The 23,226-nt window shown below is 59.5% G+C and carries 19 protein-coding genes; 4 read left to right on the top strand and 15 right to left on the bottom strand.

The window, feature by feature from the left end:
• Nucleotides 1-18: 18 nt before the first annotated feature.
• The 7 genes from folP to D8M21_RS06320 form a co-directional block, all read right to left on the bottom strand.
• Nucleotides 19-924: a dihydropteroate synthase gene (gene folP / locus D8M21_RS06350; protein WP_048681844.1), complete on the bottom strand. Its 906-nt coding sequence runs from the start codon at nt 922-924 to the stop codon at nt 19-21.
• Between the two features lie 56 nt (nt 925-980).
• The gene (folE, locus tag D8M21_RS06345) at nt 981-1,550 is read right to left on the bottom strand and encodes a GTP cyclohydrolase I FolE (protein ID WP_048681847.1); all 570 of its coding nucleotides are present in this window, start codon (nt 1,548-1,550) and stop codon (nt 981-983) included.
• 2 nt (nt 1,551-1,552) lie between these two features.
• Entirely contained in the window at nt 1,553-3,727 is a 2,175-nt protein-coding gene (gene ftsH, locus D8M21_RS06340; RefSeq protein WP_193389227.1) for an ATP-dependent zinc metalloprotease FtsH, read from the bottom strand.
• Between the two features lie 137 nt (nt 3,728-3,864).
• Entirely contained in the window at nt 3,865-4,416 is a 552-nt protein-coding gene (gene hpt, locus D8M21_RS06335) for a hypoxanthine phosphoribosyltransferase (protein WP_048681850.1), read from the bottom strand.
• A gap of 136 nt (nt 4,417-4,552) precedes the next feature.
• Nucleotides 4,553-5,722: a tRNA lysidine(34) synthetase TilS gene (gene tilS, locus D8M21_RS06330; protein WP_048681852.1), complete on the bottom strand. Its 1,170-nt coding sequence runs from the start codon at nt 5,720-5,722 to the stop codon at nt 4,553-4,555.
• Nucleotides 5,722-6,957, bottom strand: coding sequence for a zinc-dependent metalloprotease (locus D8M21_RS06325; protein WP_065424294.1), 1,236 nt, complete (start codon nt 6,955-6,957; stop codon nt 5,722-5,724). Before D8M21_RS06325 ends, tilS begins: the two co-directional genes overlap by 1 nt.
• Before the next feature lie 74 nt (nt 6,958-7,031).
• Nucleotides 7,032-7,934 (bottom strand): hypothetical protein, encoded by a 903-nt coding sequence (locus D8M21_RS06320; RefSeq protein WP_048681854.1) that lies wholly within the window; start codon nt 7,932-7,934, stop codon nt 7,032-7,034.
• A 185-nt stretch (nt 7,935-8,119) separates the two neighbouring features.
• On the opposite strand from D8M21_RS06320, the gene D8M21_RS06315 reads away from it, so the two are divergent.
• Complete coding sequence (locus D8M21_RS06315) at nt 8,120-9,238, top strand: M66 family metalloprotease (RefSeq protein WP_126855727.1); 1,119 nt, start codon at nt 8,120-8,122, stop codon at nt 9,236-9,238.
• 41 nt (nt 9,239-9,279) lie between these two features.
• Here D8M21_RS06315 and dacB read toward each other — a convergent pair whose 3' ends face one another.
• Entirely contained in the window at nt 9,280-10,725 is a 1,446-nt protein-coding gene (dacB, locus tag D8M21_RS06310; RefSeq protein ID WP_048681859.1) for a D-alanyl-D-alanine carboxypeptidase/D-alanyl-D-alanine endopeptidase, read from the bottom strand.
• 202 nt (nt 10,726-10,927) lie between these two features.
• Between dacB and ppa the strand changes: the two genes are divergently transcribed.
• A complete protein-coding gene (gene ppa, locus D8M21_RS06305; protein WP_048681862.1) occupies nt 10,928-11,404 on the top strand; it encodes an inorganic diphosphatase in 477 nt (158 codons plus the stop codon).
• 72 nt (nt 11,405-11,476) lie between these two features.
• Here ppa and D8M21_RS06300 read toward each other — a convergent pair whose 3' ends face one another.
• From D8M21_RS06300 to D8M21_RS06290, 3 genes are all read right to left on the bottom strand, one after another.
• On the bottom strand, nt 11,477-12,706 hold the full coding sequence (locus tag D8M21_RS06300) for an amidohydrolase (RefSeq protein ID WP_048681865.1): 1,230 nt from the start codon (nt 12,704-12,706) through the stop codon (nt 11,477-11,479).
• A 62-nt stretch (nt 12,707-12,768) separates the two neighbouring features.
• The gene (locus D8M21_RS06295) at nt 12,769-13,302 is read right to left on the bottom strand and encodes an O-acetyl-ADP-ribose deacetylase (RefSeq protein WP_048681867.1); all 534 of its coding nucleotides are present in this window, start codon (nt 13,300-13,302) and stop codon (nt 12,769-12,771) included.
• Between the two features lie 38 nt (nt 13,303-13,340).
• A complete protein-coding gene (locus tag D8M21_RS06290; protein ID WP_048681870.1) occupies nt 13,341-13,997 on the bottom strand; it encodes a GntR family transcriptional regulator in 657 nt (218 codons plus the stop codon).
• A 143-nt stretch (nt 13,998-14,140) separates the two neighbouring features.
• Between D8M21_RS06290 and D8M21_RS06285 the strand changes: the two genes are divergently transcribed.
• Nucleotides 14,141-15,577 carry a purine-cytosine permease family protein gene (locus D8M21_RS06285; RefSeq protein WP_048681872.1) on the top strand — a complete coding sequence of 479 codons (1,437 nt, stop codon included), beginning with the start codon at nt 14,141-14,143 and terminating at the stop codon, nt 15,575-15,577.
• Nucleotides 15,574-16,230 (top strand): flavin reductase family protein, encoded by a 657-nt coding sequence (locus D8M21_RS06280; protein ID WP_048681875.1) that lies wholly within the window; start codon nt 15,574-15,576, stop codon nt 16,228-16,230. Before D8M21_RS06285 ends, D8M21_RS06280 begins: the two co-directional genes overlap by 4 nt.
• 26 nt (nt 16,231-16,256) lie before the next feature.
• Here the strand turns inward: D8M21_RS06280 and D8M21_RS06275 are convergent, their stop codons facing one another.
• Genes D8M21_RS06275 through D8M21_RS06260 form a run of 4 tightly spaced genes read right to left on the bottom strand, consistent with a single transcriptional unit; the run spans nt 16,257 to nt 23,111 of the window.
• Nucleotides 16,257-19,373, bottom strand: coding sequence for a type I restriction endonuclease subunit R (locus tag D8M21_RS06275; RefSeq protein WP_048681879.1), 3,117 nt, complete (start codon nt 19,371-19,373; stop codon nt 16,257-16,259).
• Nucleotides 19,366-20,445, bottom strand: coding sequence for an AAA family ATPase (locus tag D8M21_RS06270; protein ID WP_048681883.1), 1,080 nt, complete (start codon nt 20,443-20,445; stop codon nt 19,366-19,368). Before D8M21_RS06270 ends, D8M21_RS06275 begins: the two co-directional genes overlap by 8 nt.
• A complete protein-coding gene (locus D8M21_RS06265) occupies nt 20,446-21,549 on the bottom strand; it encodes a restriction endonuclease subunit S (protein ID WP_126855726.1) in 1,104 nt (367 codons plus the stop codon).
• Complete coding sequence (locus D8M21_RS06260) at nt 21,546-23,111, bottom strand: type I restriction-modification system subunit M (protein ID WP_048681886.1); 1,566 nt, start codon at nt 23,109-23,111, stop codon at nt 21,546-21,548. Before D8M21_RS06260 ends, D8M21_RS06265 begins: the two co-directional genes overlap by 4 nt.
• Between the last annotated feature and the right edge of the window lie 115 nt (nt 23,112-23,226).

Below are 23,226 nucleotides of genomic sequence, written 5' to 3'. Positions count from 1 at the left end.
GCTCAGTAATCCTTTGTATCAGGATGCTGGACGGGCCCCCTTGACCGCGAGTAGTTGACGGGTGACTTCTACCGCATCTCGCGACGAAGCGGCGTCGTGAACACGGACCGCCCACGCTCCGTGCTCCGCGGCAAGGGCCGAGATGGCGGCCGTGGCCGCGTCTCGCTCAGCGGGTCGAGGCACCTCACGGACGCTGGCCTCAGGGGTCCCAGAAATCGATGCCCGGGCTTCCCCCAAGAGGGTGCCGAGGAATCGTTTTCGAGATGCAGCGATGAGCACGGGATGGCCGAGGTCAACGATGCGATCCATACCGGCCAGCAATTCCCAATCCTGGACCCCGCCTTTGGCAAATCCCAGCCCTGGGTCGACGATGATCTTCTCGGCCGGCACTCCGGCGTCGAGCAGACGGTGACGCCACTGGGCAAGTTCGGAACGGACGTCCTCCACGGTGTCGTCATAGTGAGCCAGGCTATCCATGGAGCGTGAATCTCCCCGAGCGTGCATCAAGATGTACGGCACGCCGGTTTCGCGGACGACGTCGATCATCGCGTCGTCGAGCCGCTGCCCGGAGACGTCGTTGATGATGTGCGCCCCAGCCTCGACCGCGGCCCGGGCCGTCTCCGCGTGCATCGTATCCACCGACATGACGACGTCTCGATCGGCCAATTCTCGAATGACGGGGAGGATTCGTTGTCGCTCGACCTCGGGCGGCACAGGCTCGGCTCCCGGGCGGGTGGATTCGCCGCCGACGTCGATGAGGTCCGCCCCGTCCGCGACCAATCGCATCGCGTGCCGAACCGCCTGTGAGGGTTCGTCGTGCAAGCCGCCGTCGGAAAAGGAATCCGGCGTGACGTTGAGAATTCCCATCACGAGGGTCCGGTTTTTCGGGAGGTTCTCCCAGCAACCCCACCCGCGGAGGTTCATAACATCTGGGTTTCGGCCATTGCTCGGTGCGACGGCACTCTGAGCCGAAGCGGGAGTCACCGGCGCGCTCCCCCGAGAATGAGGCTCATGGCCTCGGCTCGAGTCGCGGGATCGCGCAGCTGGCCGCGCACGGCCGAGGTGATGGTCTGGGTGCCGGGCTTTTGGACGCCTCGCATGGCCATGCACATGTGTTCGCCTTCGACGACGACGATCGACCCTGCCGGATGCAGGAATTTCTCGAGGGCCTCGACGACCTGTGTGGTCAGGCGTTCCTGAACCTGCGGTCGTTTGGCGTACAGGTCGACGAGCCGAGCGAGCTTGGACAGCCCCGTGACGCGGCCATCCTCACCCGGAATGTACGCAACGTGTGCACGCCCGAAGAACGGCACGAGATGGTGCTCGCACATCGAGAAAAAGTCGATGTCCTTGACCAGCACCATCTCGGAGTGGCCGATGTCGAAGGTCGTCTCCAAGAGCTCGGCCGGGGCCGAGGCCATTCCGGAGAAGACCTCGGCGTAGGACCGGGCGACTCTGGCCGGGGTCTCTTTCAGCCCGTCGCGGTCGGGATCCTCTCCAATGGCGGAAAGGATCTCACGGACGGCGGACTCGATGCGGGGAAGGTCCACGATTACCCCCGGTCGTCCTGCCGATCGCCGGTGCCCTGGGCACCCGAGGGGCCGTTACCGGGCTCGTCCGTTCCGGGTTCTCCGGGGCCGGGCTGTGGACCGTTGTCCGGCGGGGTCGCGCCGGTGGAGTTCTCCGGGACCTCCAGCGGATGCTCGGGCTTGGCCGCGACGGCCTGATCCTGAGGAGCCATGGTTTCGGGATCCTCGGCTCCTGCCTCGGCGGCTTCCTGCTTCTCGGCGGGAGTGGTGATCGGAGGGAGCTCCGAAACCGGTCGCGAGTTCTTGGAGAGCCAGACGTCGCGCAACGGACGCTTGCGGACATCGCGGAAGATCTCGGCAATTTCGCGCTCGTTCAACGTTTCCTTGTCGAGCAACTCGAAGGCCAAACGGTCCAGAACGTCGCGGTTCTCCATCAGGATCTCGTAAGCCTCATCGTGGGCCCGGTCGATCAGGGCCCGGACCTCGGAGTCGATGGTCGCGGCGAGCTGATCCGAGTATTCGGGTCCGCCGGATCCGCCGTCGCGCCCCATGAACGGTTCGCTGCTACCGGAGCCGAGCTTGACCGAACCCACCAGGGCGCTCATGCCGTACTCGGTGACCATCTTGCGGGCGGTTCCGGTGGCCTTCTCGATGTCGTTGGCTGCGCCAGTCGAGGGGTCGTGGAACACGATCTCCTCCGCGGCTCGGCCACCCAAGGCGTACGCGAGCTGGTCCAACAGCTCGTTGCGCGTCGTGGAGTATTTGTCGTCCACCGGCATGACCATGGTGTAGCCGAGGGCCCGGCCTCGAGGAAGGATGGTGATCTTGGTGACCGGGTCCGTGTTCCGCAGGGCCGCGGCGACCAGGGCGTGACCGCCCTCGTGGTACGCGGTGATCTTGCGCTCGAGTTCCTTCATGAGACGCGAACGCCGCTGCGGTCCGGCGATCACGCGGTCGATCGCTTCGTCGAGGGCTCGGTCGTCGATGATCTGAGCGTTGGAACGGGCAGTCAGGAGGGCCGCCTCGTTCATGACGTTGGCGAGGTCCGCACCCGTAAATCCGGGGGTCCTCTTGGCCACGGTCGCCAGGTCCACGTTCTGGGCCAAACGCTTGCCCTGCGAATGCACCTTCAGGATGTGCAGGCGACCCTTGAGGTCCGGGGCGTCCACGCCGATCTGTCGGTCGAAACGGCCGGGACGCAAGAGGGCCGGATCGAGCACATCAGGCCGGTTGGTCGCGGCAATCAAAATGATGTTGGTGTTCTCGTCGAACCCGTCCATTTCGACGAGCAGCTGATTCAGCGTCTGTTCACGCTCATCGTTGCCGCCACCCATGCCGGCACCGCGCTGGCGGCCGACGGCGTCGATCTCGTCCACGAAGATGATCGCGGCCTCGTTTTGCTTGGCCTGTTCGAAGAGGTCACGCACGCGAGACGCGCCCACACCGACGAACATTTCCACGAAGTCCGAACCCGAAATCGAGTAGAACGGAACTCCGGCCTCACCGGCAACGGCCTTGGCCAGCAGGGTCTTACCCGTGCCGGGAGGGCCATAGAGCAAAACGCCCTTGGGGATCTTGGCTCCGACCGAAGTGAAGCGTGCGGGGTCGGTCAGGAATTCTTTGACTTCCTGCAGCTCCTCGACGGCCTCATCCGCACCGGCGACGTCGTGGAATTTGACCGTGGAGTTTTCCTTATTGAACTTCTTGGCCTTGGACTTGCCGAAGCTCATGATCTGGCCGCCGCCACCGCCCATGCGGGAGAGCAGGAACCAGAACAGCAACATCACGATGATGAACGGAACAATGAAGCCCAGCATCGAGGTGAACCAGTTGTTTTGAACCGGCTGGTCCGTGTAGCCCTTCAGCCCGGCGTCGTCCATCGCCTTGACGACGTCGCCGGCACGCGGCTGCACATAGTAGAACTCAACATTTTTGCCGAGGTCGCGATCGCCCTCGTGGTACGAGTCCTTGAGGGACAGCTCCACCTTTTGGTCGCCGTCGTAGATTTTGGCCTCGTCGACCTTGTCGTCCTTGAGCAACTTCATGCCGACGTTGGTGTCCACGCGATTGCTGCTGGACGACGTCGAGACAAAGATCATCGGCAGGAGGACCAAGAGCGCCAAAAAGATCCAGAAATAAGGTCCCTTGAGAATTCGTTCCCGCAGGGTCTTCTTCCGGTGAGTGTTCTGCTGAGCCAAGCTTTGTTCCTTCGCGTGAGGCGTTCACGGTCGCGATTGGGTACTTCGGAACAGGGTACCGCCGTGAGCTGAAGATCGTTGAGCCTTCACCTCACAGCGGACACTGCGTCAGCGGCCTTCGAGGGAAGCCACCGACCCTAGGAGTAGACGTGGGGTGCGAGCGTTCCGATGCAGTCGAGATTGCGGTATTGCTCGGCGAAGTCGAGACCGTAGCCGACCACGAATTCCGGATCGATGTCCCAGCCGATGTAACGGACGGGAATGTCGGTCTTGACCGAGGCGGGCTTACGCAGGAGTGCGCAAATCTCCACGGAGTTGGCGCCCCGGGATTCCAGGTTGGACTTCAGCCACGAGAGGGTGAGCCCGGAATCGATGATGTCCTCGACGATCAGAACGTCGCGGCCGTGAAGGTCCGTGTCCAGATCCTTGAGGATGCGCACGACGCCGGACGATTTGGTGCCCGAGCCGTAGGAGGACACCGCCATCCAGTCCATGGTGTAGTGCGCATGCAGAGCGCGGGAGAGGTCGGCCATGACCATGATCGCGCCCTTGAGCACGCCAACCAGGAGGACGTCTCGTTCTTCGTAGTCTTTGTCGATCTGAGCCGCGAGCTCCGAGATCTTGGCCTGAATCTCCTCATTGGTGAAGAGAACGTGTTTCAGATCGTCCTTGACGTCCTGTGCGTCCACTGGTGTCTCCTGCGTGAGTTGTGAAGTCTGTGGCGTGCGCCTTGCGGAGGGAATCCGCCCGGACCGCGGCGGCACATGGTCACTCTACCCGTCCTCGCCGCGAGTGCTCCATCGGGGTGGGGTGGGCACGGCCAGGTCAGTCCGTCACGACATAGATCAAAGCACCCTCTCGGGCGGCACCGCGGCGTCCGCCGGTGGGCAACGGACGGCACCGCCACACCGCAACGTGACCCGCCAACTGGATGGGTCCAGATTTTCCGGTCGGCTCCAAGAGGTCCTCCATGGCCCCGAGCCTCTCGAAGCTCGGCGACTCTCCCCCAATGCCGACGACGGTTCGCGCGAGCACCCGACGCCGGATGGCCCGGTGCATCTCGCGGAGGGCAGGCATCGACAATCCGGCAGCAACCCGCCCTTGAGAGTCGGGGACCGCCTGATAGGCTGCGGGATCCACGGCGGCGGCACGGAGGGCTTCGTCGGTCAAATCTTCCAGCAATTCGGCGTCCGCACCGAGGACGGATGCCGTCCGGGACAGCGCCACCGAAATGCCTGGTCCGAGCCGGTCCTCCAGGTAGGGCAGGACCTCGTGGCGTACCTGGTTTCGACGGAAGGTGCGTTCCTCGTTGGTCGGATCGCTCCACGGCGACAGGCCTTCCGCCTCACAGATGGCGTGGGTGTCTTCACGCCTGAGCGTGAGCAACGGACGTAAGACCAACGGACCGCCGCTACCTTCGCGCAACTCACGAGCTTCCGGCATGCCCGCCAGTGAACGTGTTCCCGACCCGCGGCTCAGCCCGAGCAATACGGTTTCCGCTTGGTCGTCAAGGGTATGCCCCAGGAGGACGGCCGAGGCTCCCACCTCACGCGCGGCTTCCTCCAAAGCGTCGTATCGGGCCGTCCGGGCAGCCATCTCCGGGCCCATTCCGTTGCGTTCTACGGCCGCGGTCACCACACGCACCGGGTCCAGCCCAAGCTTTCGGCACTGGTCGGCCGCTCGCTCTGCTTGTTCCGCACTCCCCGGTTGCAGGTCATGGTCGACGACGACCGCTCCCGCCCGAAGGTCTCCCCGGCGGGAAAAATGCGCGGCGACAGAGGCCAACGCGAGGGAGTCGGGCCCCCCACTGCACGCAACCAGCACCAGCGGCAACGATTCGAGATCCCGCTGGACCTCGCCGGAAGAGCGCTGTCCAGACTTACCCGTGGGCGCCGCATCGAATCCCGGAAGGTGGCGCTTCAGGTGAGCAACCGTGTGATGACGGGCAGCGCCTACCGCGGGATGCAACCGGCCTTCCCTGCCGGACTGCGCCATTAGCGCTCATCTCCCGGATAGCGCGCGGCGGCTTCTCCCCTCCGGTCGGCGTCGTCGGCGACGGAATTCTCAGAAGATTCATCTTCCGCGATCCACGGGCTCTCCCCCAAAACACGCTCGACCCACAAGCTGGGATTGTGGATTTCGAGTTCGCTCGGAAGGTTCTCGGGCCCGTCCCAGATGCGATTGAACTGATCCATGCCGTGAGCGTCAACGACGGCGCGCACGAAATTCTGACCGTCCCGGTACTGACGCATCTTGATGTCCAGGCCCATGGCCTTGCGAATCATCGTGTCCAACGCCCCGCGGTTCTTGGCCCGACGATCGAAACGACGGCGAATGGTCTTGATCGACGGCACGATGCTGGAGTCCACCGCGTCCATGACCACGTTGGCGTGGCCTTCCATGAGGCTCATGATGCCGGTGAGTTGGGAAAACACGGCCGCGGATTCCTCGTCGAGCAAGGACGACATGCGGTTTTTCGGAACCGGCCGCAGCCCACCCTGCTCCGGCTCGGAGCCGTCGGGGGTCTCGACATCCTGAGACGACGAGGAGAAGGAATTCTTGACGGCCTCACTTGCTCCTTGCACCAACCGCTGGACCAGCTCCTGCCCGCCTCCCGAAACGGACTCGGGCAGGCGGGACATGAGATCGAGCATGTGCTCGCGCAGCCAAGGCGCCGCGGCAAATTGCACCCGGTGCGTCTGCTCGTGGAGGCACACCCACAGGCGGAAGTCCTCGGGGTCGAGGTTGAGTTCCTTCTCGATCATGAGCACGTTGGGTGCCACGAGTAACAACCGGCCGCCCGACGCCCCAAAACCTCCGAGGGCGGCGAAGGGGTCGTATTGCCCGAGCACCTTGCTGGACATGAAACCCAAGACGCCGCCCAGCTCGATAGCGGTTCCCACCTCGGCGACCTTGCGGTCCATCTCCCCCATGTGATCGAAACGGCTTTTCAGGCCGGATTGGATCAAGCGGTTCAACAGGAACGAGAACGTCTGAGCATTTGCCCTCGACCACCCGGCGCGGTCCACCACCAAGACCTCGGAATCGTGGAGGTTCTCGGCGGCGTCCAGGCCGGTGATGCGATGCACGTGGTCTACCGACGCCGTCGCGAAATACCGAATAGATTCGACGGCGCCGCGCACCTCCGCGGCAGTCACCTTGGGACCCGCCGGCGTGAGGCGCGCTGCGGTAGCGGCGGCGGACTTCCAACTGATGATGTTCTCGCTCATGGACCCCACCTTGTCATATCCGGCCCCCGCCAACGCAGGCTTGCGGGCTAGTCCTCGACGAGCGAAAAGCGGTTCTACCCGTTCGCTTCGGCGGTGTTTTGTTCGTCGTTGGGGTCGCTTTGTTCCTCGTCGATCGAGAGGATTGCGCTCGCGGTCTTTCCATCCACGGTGATGACCTGACGATCTCGGTCTTCCGGCTCGATGATCAGGGTTCCGCTCACGAGCGTCACCGTGGCCTGCATCGACCGGGGGCCGTGTTCCGTGTAATAGACCGGCTGATGGCTCGTCAAAATCTGTGCGTAGGGCACGTCGGTCTGGTCAACCATCAGGTCCGAGGTGAGTTCGACCCGCTGGATGCCGCGCCATTCACTATCCGTGACGGTCGGCGTCTGGAAGGTGGCCTCAAAGTCGGCGGCATTGAGGGCTGCGCGTTGCGCATTTCCCCCTTGTGGCAATGCCGGAAATTCGTCCGTCTGTCCGTCAACCCAGGTGATCGGTTCGTAGGGCGGATCGTCGGTGAAGGTCATGCGGTATTCCACCTCGATGACGGTCCCACTGCTCAGAAGGGTCCGTCCGGGCAACCATTGCCCGTCCGAGGTCTTCGGCATGGACACATACAGGCCGGCCCCGCCATATCCGTCAACACCGTCGTATTGAAGCGTGCCTCCAGGGGTGAAGGTGCCGCCGGCCGACGCGACGAAACCGACGGGTGTGGCCTGATCGCGCGTATCCCGGGATTGATTTCCGGACGGGTCGGACGATTGCCCCGCGAAGGAGGTCACCCCAAAGACGGTGTCGTACGCGTTATCCCAGTTCTGGTCTGCCACCTGAACAAACAATCCGATGTCGGCCGTGACCTCGTCGTCCGAAGAAACTGCCCGTGCGGGAACGGTCGCCGAGGCGGCGATCAGAGGGACCGACCAGGCAACGGACTTCACCAGCCCACGGCGAGACGGACGAATTCGCAGGTCAGGCATATATTGCACAGTTAACTCCCACTCCATAACCAATGAATGCTGGAGAGTCGATTCACAGAACCTCGCAAAAATCGCCCCTCTCGAATCCCTTATTCTAATTCTCGTCGCGGGCTTCCTGTGACTATTCATAGATTCACTATTCTTTTCAGAAGAGGCATGAGAACTTCATGAGATTCCGAAAACTTATGAAACACATTCTGACGTGGGGAATCGCCATCTCGGTGGTCGGATGCGGCCTCCCTGCCGCCCAAGCCGCAAGCTCTGGCGATCGCGACCGGGACGGAATTCCCGACGCATGGGAAGAGCACGGATACGACGCCGACGGCGACGGGGTCGTGGACGTCGACCTTCCCGCAATGGGCGCTTCCCCTCACCACAAAGACCTCTTTGTCGAGATGGACTACATGCCCGGATTGCTGCCGCCACAGCATGAGCTGGATCTAATCGTCGAGAGTTTCGCCGAAATTCCGATGATCAATCCCGACGGTTCCCGCGGCATTGCCATTCACCTCGACGCCGGCCCCGCCCGTGGCGATGCCTACGACTTGGGCGGCGGCAACGAAATTCCTCACAACGATTTGCCGAGAGGAATGTTCGACGTGACTCGCTACCGCCAATCCGAATCCGACCCCAACCGACGAGGGATTTTCCATTACATGATTTGGGGAGACTCTTATGGCGGTCAAGGTTCTTCAGGAATCTCCTGGGTGAACGGCATGGAGTTTCTCGTAACAGTCGGTCCGCGTTTCTGGGGACGAGCCTCCGAAGGCGCTCGAGTGGGAACGTTTATTCATGAATTAGGTCATAATCTCGGATTAGGTCATGGAGGTTCGGATGACATTAATGGCAAGCCTCAATATCTGAGTGTCATGAATTATCGATATCAGGTTTCCGGCGTTCCGAGAATGAACAATTCTCGGTATTACGGATATTCGACGCGCACCATGCGACCGCTCGATGAAAACGCCCTCATCGAATCTGAAGGATTTGGCCCTAGCACCGCCGGTTACGCGTACGAATACCGTGGGACCAATGGTTATCAAAAGGTTGCGGCTAATGGACCTATCGATTTCGATGGCGACGGAACAATTTCCTCAACCCCGGTCGCCGTGGATATCAACCGTGACGGCCGACTGACCACGCTCGCCGCGATGAGCGATGTCCGAACCCTCCGCCTCCCGGCAACACGGATTCGCAGAGTCGTCAGGTCGACACCCGACGAGCTGACCGCCATCCCCAATAAGCTGACGGCCGATCTTGCACGAGAGTTGGAATCGGCATCATCCTCACCTCAGCACCAGTGAACAATCGGTGATGGCCTTGGACATCCGCCGCTCTAGCGGGCTCAGAGTTCGGTGAGCCGCGCGACGGATTCGTCCAGGGCCGTCACTGCGGCCTTGGAATCCTTAACGTCGTTGACCACCAGGGAATAGGCCAGGAGCCGGCCCTTGCTGGTCGTGGTGTATCCCGTCAGGGAATTCACGGTCAGCAAGGTTCCCGTCTTGGCCCGGGCCTTTCCTTGAGCGACGCTCGTGTCCTTACCTTCGAACCGACCGGCCAGGGTTCCGGTTCCACCACCCACGGGCAAGGTTTCGGCGAGATCGGCGGTGGCGGTGCGGGACTGAGTCGCTTTCGCGATCACGTGCGAAAGAGTCACCGGGGTCACGCGGTTACCCGCAGAGAGCCCGCTCGAATCCTTTTGAGTCAATCCCTCGGTCGAGATTCCGGCGTCTTCGAGGGACGATTTCACGGTCTTGATGGCGCCGTCAATGGAGCCTTCGTTCCCGGCGGATACCGCAGCATTGCGGCCGAGCACTTCGGCCAAGACGTTGTCTGAGTTCTCCATCATGTAGCGGGCCTGTTCCAGGACGGTGGCCGATTCGACCGACGCGACGCGTTGGTCGTGGTCGCGATCGGTTGCGGCCGCTGAGGTCGAACCGCTCGAAAAACTCAAACCGTGTTGGGCGCCGGCTCGGTTGAGGGCATCGACGTAGGACTTGAGGGCATCGGCTCCGGCATTTTCGGGGCGGTGAGACACGTCTTCTCCATCGCTGGGGCGCTGCGTGTGGTGGTCCCACAGGGCGATCGGGGAAATCCCGGTGGCGTACCCGCTGTCGACGTCTTCCGGTGCCCAGGCCGGGTTGACCGCCTGACCGGTGTACATCGAGGCGTCGAGATTCACCGGAAGATTCCCCTTCACACCGTCGGCCGCGAGACGATCCACGGTGCGCTCCGCGAGGGTCCCCAGACCTGCGTGGCCGAGCACCTCGCCGTCCTCCGAGGAACCGTCTGCGAGCATCGTGTCACCGCCTGCCACCAGGTTCAGTGAGGAAGAGTCCTGTGCGAGATAGGCGTCCGTGGAATACCGAGCGTTGGGGTCCGAGTGGCTGAGGAGTGCAAATTCCGTCAGGAGCTTCAGGTTCGACGCCGGGGTCACGGGGTGCTCGGCGGCGTCGGAATACAGCACCTTGCCGCTCTGAACGTCGACCACCTGCGCAGACATGGTGCCTCCCCCGCCGAGCTTTTGGGCGATCTGGGAGAGCGGCCCGCTCACCTGTTCGGCTGTTGGTTGCGGCGCATCGCTGGGAAGGTCGGCCAGTGATGCTGGTGCCGAAGAACTGGAGGACAAAGGGTGGGGCTGGTCCGCGCCCGTGAGCTGGTCCCAGTTCGCGGACGCCGTCGGCACGAGCCACGCCCCGACGCCGATGCATCCGGCCGCGACGATCGCCGAACCGACCCACCACCCCCGCGAGGGCTTCCGCTTCGAGGTGTGCGGTCGGCGCGAGCTCATCGATCTCCTGACGTCAGATGTGGTGGTTACGGCACGGATGGGCAGGTGCCCGAATGACGATCTCCCACGAGTTTATGCCCATCCACCGCGGCTCACGTTTTCCCAAAGTTGTGCCGGGCGATAGATTGTGAAGATGAAAGGTCGCACAGCGGCCCAATCCACCGCGGATCGCCGCGGAAAACACGTTCAAGGAGCACCAATCATGGAACTTGAGGTCATGATCGAGATCCCGCAGGGATCCCGCGTGAAGTATGAATTCGACCACGAGACGGGGCGTTTGCACCTGGACCGTGTTCTGTTCACCTCGATGCAGTACCCGACCCACTACGGCTACTTCGAAAACACCCTGGGCGAAGACGGCGATCCGCTGGATGCCATGGTGCTGATGGACGTCGACATCATCCCGGGCGTCGTCGTGGAAGCCCGCCCCATCGGCGTGTTCAACATGACCGACGAGGCCGGCGGCGACGCCAAGGTTCTGTGCGTCCCGACCGACAAGCGCTACGACTCCATCCAGTCGCTCGACGACGTCGACGACTTCAAGAAGGACGAGATCAAGCACTTCTTCGAGCGCTACAAGGATCTTGAGCCCGGTAAGTGGGTTAAGGGCGAAGGCTGGGGCCCCAAGTCCGAGGCCGAGCGCCTGGTTACCGAGGCGCAGGAACGCCTGAACAAGTAGTTCCACACCGCTTCAAGCGTCAGGGCCCGCCCCGCGGTTTTCACCGTGCGGCGGGCCCTCGTGTATTCGGGGCTACTTCCCTAGGTATCCCAGCGCGGCGATCACCTGAGCCTTGGTGCCCGTCTCAAGGGTCGGATGAATCACCGGATAGAAATACGGCGAGTGATTGGCAGGGATGTCCTCCTGGATGCTGCCGTTTTGTTCTGCCTGCTCATACGTCGTGGCGTCCGCGCCGCCGAAGAACCAGTAGGTGTACGGAACTCCAAAGGCTTCCGGAATCTCACTGAAATCCTCCGACGCCGTGGCCGGGGAACCCTCCTGAACCGTGCCCGTCTCGAAGCCATCTTGCAGCGCTTGGGTTACCCGGTGCGTCGTGGTCGAGTCGTTGTCGGTCAGCGGGAATTGGTCGTAGTACTCGAACTCGGGTTCTTCGGGAGAACCGGCCGCTTCGCACTCTCCGCGCACGATCCGCTCGATCGAGGCGACGACGCGGTTGCGCACCTCCTCGTCGTACGTCCGGAGGTTGAGGCGCAATTCCGCACGATCCGGAATCACATTGGCCTGGTCTCCGGCGGACAACGCACCCACGGTCAACACGGCAAAGGCGCCCGGCTCGACCTCGCGCGAGACCACGGTCTGTAAGCGCAAGACGATCGACGACGCCAAAACCACCGGGTCAATCGACAGGTGCGGCATCGAACCGTGCGAACCCCGGCCATGCACCGTGATCTTCAGCGAATCCGCCATCGAGAGCATGGGGCCGGACGACGTGAACACCTGCCCGGCAGGCTTCGGCATGACGTGTTGCCCCACGACGACCTCCGGGTGAGGCACTTTCGTGACGAGGCCGTCGTCGATCATCGCGCGAGCGCCCTTCGCATTTTCTTCCGAAGGCTGGAAGAGCGCGACGTACGTTCCGGACCAGGCATCTTTGTGCTCGGTCATCAACCGGACGGCCCCGAGCAGGCAGGCAACGTGCATGTCGTGGCCGCACGCGTGCATCACGCCGTCGTTCTCTGAAGCGTACTCAAGACCGGTGCGTTCGGTCACGGGCAGGGCATCGACGTCGGCCCGGGCCATGATCGTGGGGCCGTCGCCGTTCTCGATGACGGCGACGACGCCGGTCTTGCCGACCACCTGCGGCGACAATCCGAGCTCGGCGAGTTCGCGTTGGATGACCGTGCTGGTGCGCTCCTCCTGCATTCCAAGCTCGGGGTGGCTGTGGAGGTCTTTGTAGATTTCTTCTTGCCAATCGATCTGGTCCGCAAGTTTCGTCAGGACGTTCTCGGGCTGATGTCCCATAAATTCCTCCCATTGATCGTGGAGCGATCCGGGGTGGAGGGCCGGATCGGAGCGTCGTGGGCCTATCCGGTCAGGGCCGCTCGGTACCCATCTTCCGCCTCTCGGCCGAACGGCACAAAGGTCACGGTGTCGATGGCCTCGCCGACCTGCGCACTCATGTCCCGCACGGTGTCCACGGCGATGCGGGTCGCATCCTTCATCGGCCACCCGTAGACGCCAGCCGAGATGGCGGGAAAAGCGATGGTCTTTGCGCCGAGCTCGGCCGCAGTTAGGAGGCAGGTCCGGTAGCAGGAGGCCAAGATCGGAGCCTTCTGCGCGTATTTCTCCGGGGAGGACGCATAGGTCGGGCCGACAGTGTGGATGACCCAGCGGGCCGGCAAATTCCCGGCGGTGGTCGCGGCGGCCTGACCTGCCTCCAACCCATCAGGGAAGCGCGTCTTCCGAAGGTGACGGCATTCTTCAAGGATCCTCGACCCGCCGGCACGGTGTATCGCGCCGTCCACGCCTCCGCCGCCCAGAAGCGAGGAATTCGCGGCGTTGACGATGGCCTCGGCAGTGAATTGGGTGATGTCTCCGGGATGGATGTCGATCTGCATGCTTCCAGCCTAGGAGCCGGGGACGAATACCGGAACGATCAGGCGCTCAGCACCCGTTGGGCAAATCCGCGGAGATAGTCGTTGAGTTCCCGGGCCGCGCCGTCGCCCGCGTCCGGGTTCCTCTCCAGGATCGCTTCGAGCATCCGGCGGTGCAGCCCCGCTCCGGTCACGAGGTCCTCTGGGTCGGTCACGTGCGAGGTCCAGAACCGGCGCGAGAGGTTCTGTAGGGGAATCATCGCGTCCACCAGGAAGTCATTATGGGCCGCCCCGTGCACCAGACGGTGGGTCTCACGGACGGTCTCGGAGTAGCTGGCTAGCGTGAACTCTTCGGTCGCGAGACGGTGGGCCATGGTCTGGATCTCTTCGCGTTCGGCGAGGGTCGCGCGATCGCAGGCGAGTCTCACGGCGAGGCCGTCCAACTCTCGGCGCAGCTCCAAGATGCGTATCTCGGTTTCGGCTCCGACGTCCGTGATGAGGAGGCCTCGATTCGGGTGGATCTCGACCATGCGTTCCCTCGCGAGCCGATGTACCGCCTCCCGCACCGGCGTGCGACCAAGACCCGTGTGCTCCATGAATTCCGCCTCGGAGACGAAGGTCAGCGGTTCGATCTCACCGTGGATGATCATGTGTTCGATCCGTTCGTAGGCTCGATCGGTCAAGGAGCGTGGGGTGGCGGTGCGCTCGGCGCGAGTCATGCGGCGTCCTTCCGGGCAAGGATTCAAAGGTCAGAAAAATTTCTGGCGTGGAGGTTATATATACAACCGATATATCGGTAGAGTGTCCCACAACATAAGTGTCGCAGATCACTCGATCGGCGATATGACGAGGAGATTGACACATGACCACCACGCCCGACGTCGGCCCCAAAACCATGGAGATGCGGTCCATCGACTGGATCCCACCCAAGGAACGTCACGGATCCCCCCTTTCCCTGTTTTTCCTCTGGTTTGCGGCGAACAGTTCCATCACGGCCCTCGTGACCGGCGGACTCTTCGTGATCCTGGGCAATTCCGCGCTGTGGTCGATCCCCGCGATCATCATCGGAAACCTGGTGGGCGGTTTCATCACCGCTTTGCACTCGGCCCAAGGCCCCCAGCTCGGCGTGCCTCAGATGATCCAGTCCCGCGCGCAGTTCGGTTACTACGGCGCAATCCTGCCGTTGATCCTTGCGTTGATTATCTACATCGGCTTTTACGCCACGGGGCTTGTCCTGGGCGGCCAGGCCCTAGCGACTCTCCTCCACGTCAGCGTGCGATGGGGTGCGGTGATCTTCGCCGTCTTCTCCACGGTCCTCGCTATCGCCGGCTACAAGTGGATTCACAAGTTCTCGCATGTGGCCTCCGTCTTGAGCGGCTTGGTGTTCGTCGTATTGCTCGTGATCATTTTGGGTGGACCCATGCGTCACGACATCGCCGCGAGCAACGGCTTCGCTCTGGCCCCGTTCATTTTGGGCGTCTCCCTCTCGGCATCGTGGCAGCTGACCTTCGGCCCGTATATCGCCGACTACAGCCGCTACCTTCCCGAGTCGACGACGCAACGCTCCACCATCGGCTGGACCTTCGCCGGCAGCTTCTTGGGCGCTTCCCTGGCCATGACCGTCGGCGCATTTGCCGCTCAGCTCGGCGGCGAGGCCTTCGGAGAGCATCAGGTCGGGTATCTGTCTGGGCTGGCCGGTTCGTTCTTCTGGTTGGTGTTGCTCGCCGTCGTCGTCGGGAAACTCACGGGCAACACCTTGAGTTCCTACGGTGGTTTCATGTCGCTGGCGACCATCGTCACGGCCATCGCACGCCACGAGGTCATCAAGCCCAAGGCGCGTTCCGTCTACGTGCTGATCATCTCCGTGACCGCCGTGGTCATCGCCCTGTTGGCCTCGGATAATTTCGTGGCCGTGTTTACGGACTTCCTGTTGTTCCTGCTGTATTTCATGACGCCGTGGTCGGCCATCAACCTTGTGGACTACTACCTTGTGCGCCATAAGAAGTACGACGTCGCCGCCCTCTTCGAGCGCAATGGACCGTACGGAACCATCAACAAGGGTGCTTTTCTCGCCTACGCATTGGGCGTTCTGATCCAGATTCCGTTCATGAATTCCGAACTGTACGTGGGTCCCATCGCGAATCTCTTCGGTGGAGCCGAGGTGGCCTGGATCATCGGTTTGGTGGTCTCGGGTGGTCTCTACCTCATCTTGGCCAAGCACAATCAAGCCCGCGGCCTCAATCCCGCAGGAAAGCCTCTCGAGACTTCCGAACCTGCCACAGAAAAGGTTGCCTCGTGAAATACGACCCGAATTCCGGACAGAAGCCTCTGGCCCACTCGCCGTTCAAGGCGTTGACCGTGCCGCGCCCCATTGGCTGGCTTTCGAGTATCAGTGAGGACGGCGTCGAGAATATTGCGCCCTATAGCCAGTGGCAGAACCTGACTTTCGACCCACCAATGGTCATGTTTGCCGCGAACCAATACCCCGACGGTCGCCGCAAGGACACCGTGGTTAACGCGGAGAAGACCGGTTGGTTCGTGTGGAACATGGCGACGTGGGATCTGCGGGATGCGGTGAATACCAGTGCGATGGTTTTGCCGTCCGAGGAGAGCGAGTTTGACCGCCTAGACGTCACGCGCTCTTATGCGGACCTCTCAAACACCCCGATGGTCGCGGAGAGCCCGTTCCACTACGAGTGCAAGTACCTCACCACGCACCGCCTGCCGGGCAGGTCCGACGTTGGAACGATCGACGTGGTGTATGCGACCGTCGAGCGCATTCACTTGGACGAACGGTTCTTGACCGACACCGGGCGAGTGGACATCGAGGCCGTGAAGCCGATCGCCCGCATGGGGTATTTCGACTACACGGTGGTCACGGACACCTTCGAAATGCGGGTTCCGGGGGCCGACGCCGATGCACAGGCGGGGTTGGGCGGACAGCCGCGGTAGCTCGCAGGTGAAGCGGCGTGCGGGGTTTAGTCGTTGATGTGCATCAGACCATCGAACCGGTGAAATAGCTGGGTGACGCGCTCAATGACCCCAGCCCGCTTCTTCGCGTAGTTTCCTCCGCCGCCAAAGCGGGACATCGGCTTCATGATGCGGGTGATCTCCGTACCTTGAGAATTCACGATTCCTCTGCGGAAAGCATCGTCGATGAATCGCCGGGCCTCATCGGGTTTGAGGTTCTCGGCGTCGATGATCTCGTCAATTTCCTTTTGACGGCGCCTCTCCACAAATTCGGCGAATTCGAAAGGCACGTCGGTGTCTAGGCTGACGGTATCCACGAAGTCCTCCACGAGGTCCCGCTTGTTTCTAAGAGTCGGACTCGCGTCGATGGCGCGGGTAATTTCGCCCCGGGCCACGCGGTCTTCACCGTTGCCATGTTCTTCACGATATTTCTCGACGAGCAGGAGGATGTAGTCAACATTCACCTCAACCTGGCGCACAAGCTCCATTTCAAAGACGACGTCGTCGTTGATCTCTTCCTTCTCGGCGTCCTGACCACCACGGAATTCCGCGTGAAGGTCCAGATAGCGGCTTCGGAAGTTCTGGCCTTGCCGCTCGCTCATCGGGTCCTGGCTGATGAACTCGTCGAAGGAACTCAGAATATTCTGTAATTTCAGGATGGCGCCAAATTCTTGGATGAATTCCTTTTTGGCACTCTCCCCCACGATCTCCTGATCCAGCGGGAACTTTCTCAGAAGCTGGTCCACTCGTTCCGTGTACTCTCCGTAGTAATCGGCATATGGCTTCAGGAGGACGGCGCCGCGTACCTCCTTATTGCCGAACAGTTCGAGTGCCTCATTCGTGGCGGCCTCAAGGTTTCTGAATGCCACGATGTTTCCGTAGGTCTTGACCGAGTTGAGGATGCGGTTGGTCCGTGAGTAGGCCTGAATCAGCCCGTGGGCTTTGAGGTTTTTGTCCACGAAAAGGGTATTGAGCGTGGTCGCGTCGAAGCCGGTGAGGAACATGTTCACTACAATCACGAGGTCTAGCTCGCGGTTTTTCAGGCGCTGCGAAAGGTCTTTGTAGTAGCTCTGGAAATTATCCGCGCTGGTGTCCCAGGACGTGCCAAACATGGCGTTATAGTCCCGAATCGCTGATTCCAGGAAGGAGCGGGAATCCTCCGGTAAAGACTCTGCATCGAAGGCTTCGTCGTCCAGCATCCCGTCGTCCACGGCCTCGTTTGCCCTGTAGGAATAGATGATGCCAATTTTTAGGCGGCGATCCGATGGGAGATTCTCTTGTTCTTCTTTGAAGAGCTCATAGTAGTCCCGCGCCGAGGTAATGGAGTCCGTCGCGAAGAGCGCGTTAAATCCACGAACTGTACGTTTTCCGGACGTGGCTTCGATCCTTTTTCTGGGGTTCGAAGTCACTCGGGATGATTCGGCAACGTTGGTCACCACAGAATGCGAGTAGGACGACGACCGTTTCGTCTTCTGGTCGAAGTGTTCGAGGATATATTGGACGATCTGTCGCAGTCGGCGCTCATCACGGAGCGCACTTTCGGTGTCGATGCTGGCGACGTCTATCTCGTCGGGTTGGCCCATTTTGACCGTGTTGAAGTACTCAACGCGGAAGGGTAAGACGTTTTTGTCCGTAATGGCATCCACGATCGTGTAGGTGTGGAGCTTTTCGCCAAAGGCCTGTTCGGTGGTCTTCAGACGCGGGTTGCCGCCCTTGCCGGAGTTGCTGGCGAAAATTGGGGTCCCGGTGAAACCGAAGAGGTTATACCGCTTGAACGCCTTGGTGATGTCGGTGTGCATGTCCCCGAACTGGGAGCGGTGGCACTCGTCGAAGATAATCACGACGTGTCCGGAATAGATCTTGTGATCCTTGTTCCCGCGGATAAATGTGGAGAGCTTCTGGATGGTCGTGATGATGATCCGTTTTTCGGGATCCTCCAGCTGAGCCTTGAGCACGCTGGTCGACGTATTGGAATTCGCGGAGCCCTTTTCAAAGCGGTCGTACTCCCGCATAGTCTGGTAATCCAGGTCCTTGCGGTCCACCACAAAAAGCACTTTGTCCACGCTCTCCATGCGGGAAGCAAGCTGCGCCGTCTTGAACGAGGTCAGGGTTTTTCCGGATCCGGTGGTGTGCCATACGTATCCCCCAGCCTCGAGGGTTCCGAGCTTCTTGTAATTGGTGGAAATGTCGATTTTCCGAAGAATACGTTCGGTCGCTACCACCTGATACGGACGCATCACGAGGAGCGTCTGGTCAGCCGTCAACACGCAATACTTGGTCAGGAGATTCAGGAGCGTGTGCTTCGCAAAGAATGTCTTGATGAATGAGGTCAGATCGGCAATGGGCCGGTTCGTTGCGTCGGCCCACCATGAGGTGAATTCGAAGCTGTTGGACGTTTGCCTCCCACCGGCCCGGCTAGCCTTCTCGGATTCACCAACCCGTGCACTTCGAGTGCTGTTTGAGTAGTACTTGGTGTGGGTTCCGTTGGAAATCACGAAGAGCTGAACGTAGTCAAACAGGCCGGAGCCCGCCCAAAAACTGTCCCGCTGATAACGCTTGATCTGATTGAAGGCCTCGCGAATCTCGACGCCACGGCGCTTGAGTTCGATGTGCACGAGCGGCAGGCCATTCACCAGGACGGTCACGTCGTAGCGGTTGGAGTAATTCGCCCCGCCTTCGCCTCGTTCCCGCTCGTACTGGTTAATGACCTGTAGGGAATTGTTGTGAATGTGGTGCTTATCCAGAAGGGTGATGTTCTTGGACGAGCCGTCGTCTCGGGTGAGCACCTGCACGTGATCCGATTGAATGCGCAGCGTCTTTTCCTTGATGCCGTCGTTCTTTCCGGAAATGCTCAGACGGAAGAACCGTTCCCATTCGGCATCGCTGAAGGCCACAGCGTTGAGCTTCTCCAGCTGCGTCCGCAGGTTCTGGACCATTTGCTCTTCCGAAGTGATGGGGAGGTATTCGTAGGCCTGGCGCTGGAGCAGGCGAATCATTTCCGCTTCCAGCGCCGCCTCGGACTGGTACCCCTCGTCCACGTCCTCTTCCGGCACATATTCGGCGACGACGGTGCTTTCGTCAGACACCACAATGGGTTCGTACTTACTTGTAGACAGCTCACTCACTTTCTGCCCATCCAAACTTCGTCAGAAAATCCTGAAAGGCATCCTTAAAAGCTTTCCCATATTCTTCGTATACCCTAGATGATTCAATATCAGCGAAACGGTCATGACTATACAGATTAAGCACTTGCGTAATCACCTTAGCATTCGGGCCCGTCAACAAACTGCCCCAACCTTTTGAGTAACCGAGGAAGTTTGCTGTCTTCTCAAGCAAGGCTCGGAACTGATTAAAGTGGATTCTTTCAATTTCGTCTTCAGAAATGGCTTTCTGAATCTCTTTTACAACCCCTAGGTGGTAGCTAAACGGCGAGTCATTATTTTGCCGAGCAAGTGTCCACCCAACGGCTGGCCCGCGCATGAGGATGTGTGATGTGTTTCTATTACGTTTGAGCTGGTTATGCAAAACGTTAAAAAATGTAGCATGATGGGTTGTAATTACAAATTTCATATTCAATTTCGAAGCTCGCTTAACAAGCTCCGCCAATTCGAGAGCAACTGAAACTACACGCACATCATCCATTGATGAAACCGGATCGTCTATGACGACAAGAGTTGGCCCGTCTTGGTTTTTTGTTGAGTGCGAATCAGGATCTTCCTCAAGCAAATCGATCGCGTCATTCAAAACAGAAAAGTACACACTCCAAACGAATATACTCTCCTCGGCCCGTGAAATTTTGATGCGATCCACCGAGTTGTCATCACCCGTATGTAAACCGAAACTAATATCGCCGTTAGTATAGTCGATCCTTGGTTCGATTTTTCCGTTCGTAAAGCTTTTAAAGTTATTTACGATCGCATTTTCAACACCTTGCCTCTCGATGATTTCAAAGAGTTCTGAATGCGTATTCATCTGGAATACAACCCGATCGTTATCCCAAGTGAATGCATCCTCGACGAAGGAATTATAGAGGAGTACCCCCTCGGAATCGTCTTCCTTTAGATGCTGAGCCAGCCGAGTTTTTCCGGTTGCATTCGGAGCATAAATGAGGATGCTATTACGATCTTTAATATTTCTTCGCACCTGATCCGTCAAGCTCGAAATCGTTTCATGATGCGTTTCTTGAGGCTTTTCCATCTAGACAGCTTCCTTGAAAGACAGCAACTTGTCACGGTAGTACGCATACTGCTTGCGACGCGCGGCAATCTCAGCTGGGAGTCCGATGCCAATGTCATTGGCAAGAGTAGCGAGCTTGTCGAGCACTTCTCCATCTCTACGTTGCTCATCGACCGGCGCATACTGAACTTCGACTTGCTTGAGGCGCCCAACAGACAGGCCTGGTTGTGCAGACTTCGTCTTGTACTGGTTGAGGTCCATCTCAATAAGTTTGTGAAACGCCCAAGACATATCGATCAGCAATTTCGGCGTCACGACCACCGCGTGCTCAGTTGCGTAGATCTTTCCCTCGGCACGATGCACGTTGCCACACAGCGCCCCCTGCCTGCCAACCAATATGACGCTCTCGTCATAGTTATATGACCCCACAAAACCGCGCAGGCCGTTCCCACCATAGCAAGGATATGGCTTGCCTTCGGTCTGTTCATCAGAAATCTCGGCCGCCTTAATGTGTGTACCGGCGCGCATCTCGAAGATTTCTCCCATCGGAAGCGTGCGCCCGCTATTAGCATCACCAATTTTCAACAGCTGTCGTCGATAGCCCTCGTACTGGGCGCATCGAGCCTCCAGCTCGGCCTCCAGGTCGGCCTCCAGGTCGGCCTCCAGGTCGATGAATTGATCCAAGATGCGCACAATTTCCCGCTGGACCTCCATGGGCGGTACTGGTATACGCAATTTTTTAAGAGCTGTCTGAGTCTGGCTCGGCACCCCGCCAGCCTGATTCATTTCTCCCAACCCCATTGTGAGCAACTGATGATACAAAAACTTTGGAAAAAGAACTTCCTCATCTACCTCAGTACGAAAAATTGTATCTACAACCCAAAATTCACCTTCGACATAGAATATATTTCCAAGTGAACCCTTTCGAGGAATCAATACGGAAGGCCCGACTGCCATTGCGGTGTCGACATGTCTCATGACTCCTCCGCTTCCATAGACTGGGACGTCTCCTTCACTGAGCTTCTTATGGTCGCTCCCGTTTTTGATAATGACGACCTCGCCTAAAGGCCTAAATTCAACCCCATTTGGACACGCCTCAGCGATCAGATCATCAATCCGGCTCATTTCCCATCCTCCAAATCAGCCACAATCGCATCAATGGAGGTCCGCAGCTCAGCCTGGCGAGCAACGATTCGTGCTATCTCAGCGTTCAACGCCTCGATGTCGATTTCCTCTCGAGTATCTTCCGCCTCCACGTACGAGGACACCGAGATGTTGTAGTCGTTCTCCGCGATGTCCTCGTTGGGAACGAGCTTTGTCTCGTAATCCGCGTCTGTCCGGGCCTTGAGATGATCCAGAATGAACCGCTGGTTCGCTTCCGTCAGTTTGTTCTTGTTACCGGAACGCTCGAACTGTTTCGAAGCGTCCAGGAAGAACACCGAGCTATCTGTTTTCGACTTCCTCAAAACGATGATGCACGTGGCGATCGTCGTGCCGAAGAAGAGATCCGGTGGCAACTGGATCACGGCTTCAACGTAATTGTTATCGATTAAGTATTTGCGGATCTTCCGCTCAGCTCCCCCACGATAAAGGACGCCTGGGAACTCAACGATTGCAGCCCGTCCATCAACCGCGAGCCAGGACAGGATGTGCATCGTGAACGCGAGGTCCGCCTTAGACTTTGGCGCTAGAACACCCGCCGGAGAAAACCGTTCGTCGTTGATCAGGATCGGGTTGGAGTCACCCTCCCACTTAATGGAATAGGGAGGATTAGAGACGATCGCTTCGAAGGGCTCGTCATCCAAAAAATAGGGATCGGTCAGGGTGTCCCCGTGTGCGATGTCGAAGTGGTTGTAGTTCAGGTTATGCAGGAACATGTTGATCCGGGCCAGGTTGTACGTGGTCAGGTTGATCTCCTGGCCGAAGTAGTGCCCGACGTTTTCCTTGCCCAAGATCTTTTCGAACTTCAGCAGTAGCGAACCTGAACCACATGCAGGGTCGTAAACCTTATTCACTCGGGTCTTGTCCATAACGGTGATACGAGCAAGTACCTCGGAGACTTCCTGCGGAGTGTAGTATTCGCCCCCGGATTTTCCGGCTTGCGAGGCATACATCTGCATGAGGTACTCGTAGGCATCACCAAAGAGGTCGATGGAGTTATCCGAGAACCTACCCAGGGGCATATCCCCAACGGCCTGCATCAATTTGGCAAGCTTTTCGTTCCGCCGGCCGACGGTATTGCCCAGCTTGGAGCTGTTCACATTCAGATCGTCGAAGAGACCCTTGATGTCGCCTTCACTGGCGGTTCCGTGGGCGGAAAGCTCGATATTCCGGAAGGCCGTCTCGAGGGTCTCGTTGAGGTTCGGGTTAGTGAAGGCTTCAGCTCGAACGTTCTCAAAGAGTTCGGAGGGCATGATGTAGAAGCCCTTTTCCACAACGGTGACGCTACGGACTTCTTCGGCCGCCACATCCGACATCTTTGCGTAAGAGAACTCGGTATTCCCGGCCTTATGTTCGTTTTCGTCGAAGTGCACCGTCAGATTCTCCGAGATAAACCGGTAGAACATCATGCCCAGTACGTATGTCTTGAAATCCCACCCATCCACGGATCCCCGCAGATCATTGGCAATCCGCCAGATCGTCTTGTGCAGCTCGGCCCGTTGGGCCTCTCGGGTCGTGGGAACCATGTGTTGCTCTCCTGAAGGTCTCGGTGTACCCCTTCAGTCTATGGACCGACGGTGCCGAAACTCGTCATCAGCGATGGTTCACCTGAATTTATCCCACGGCCAAAGTCTTATACCT

The sequence above is a fragment of the Kocuria sp. HSID16901 genome (assembly GCF_003989425.1).
Lineage (GTDB): Bacteria > Actinomycetota > Actinomycetes > Actinomycetales > Micrococcaceae > Rothia > Rothia massiliensis.
The sequence above is the reverse complement of the archived record's forward strand: the minus strand, read 5'-3'. Positions and strand labels throughout refer to the sequence as shown.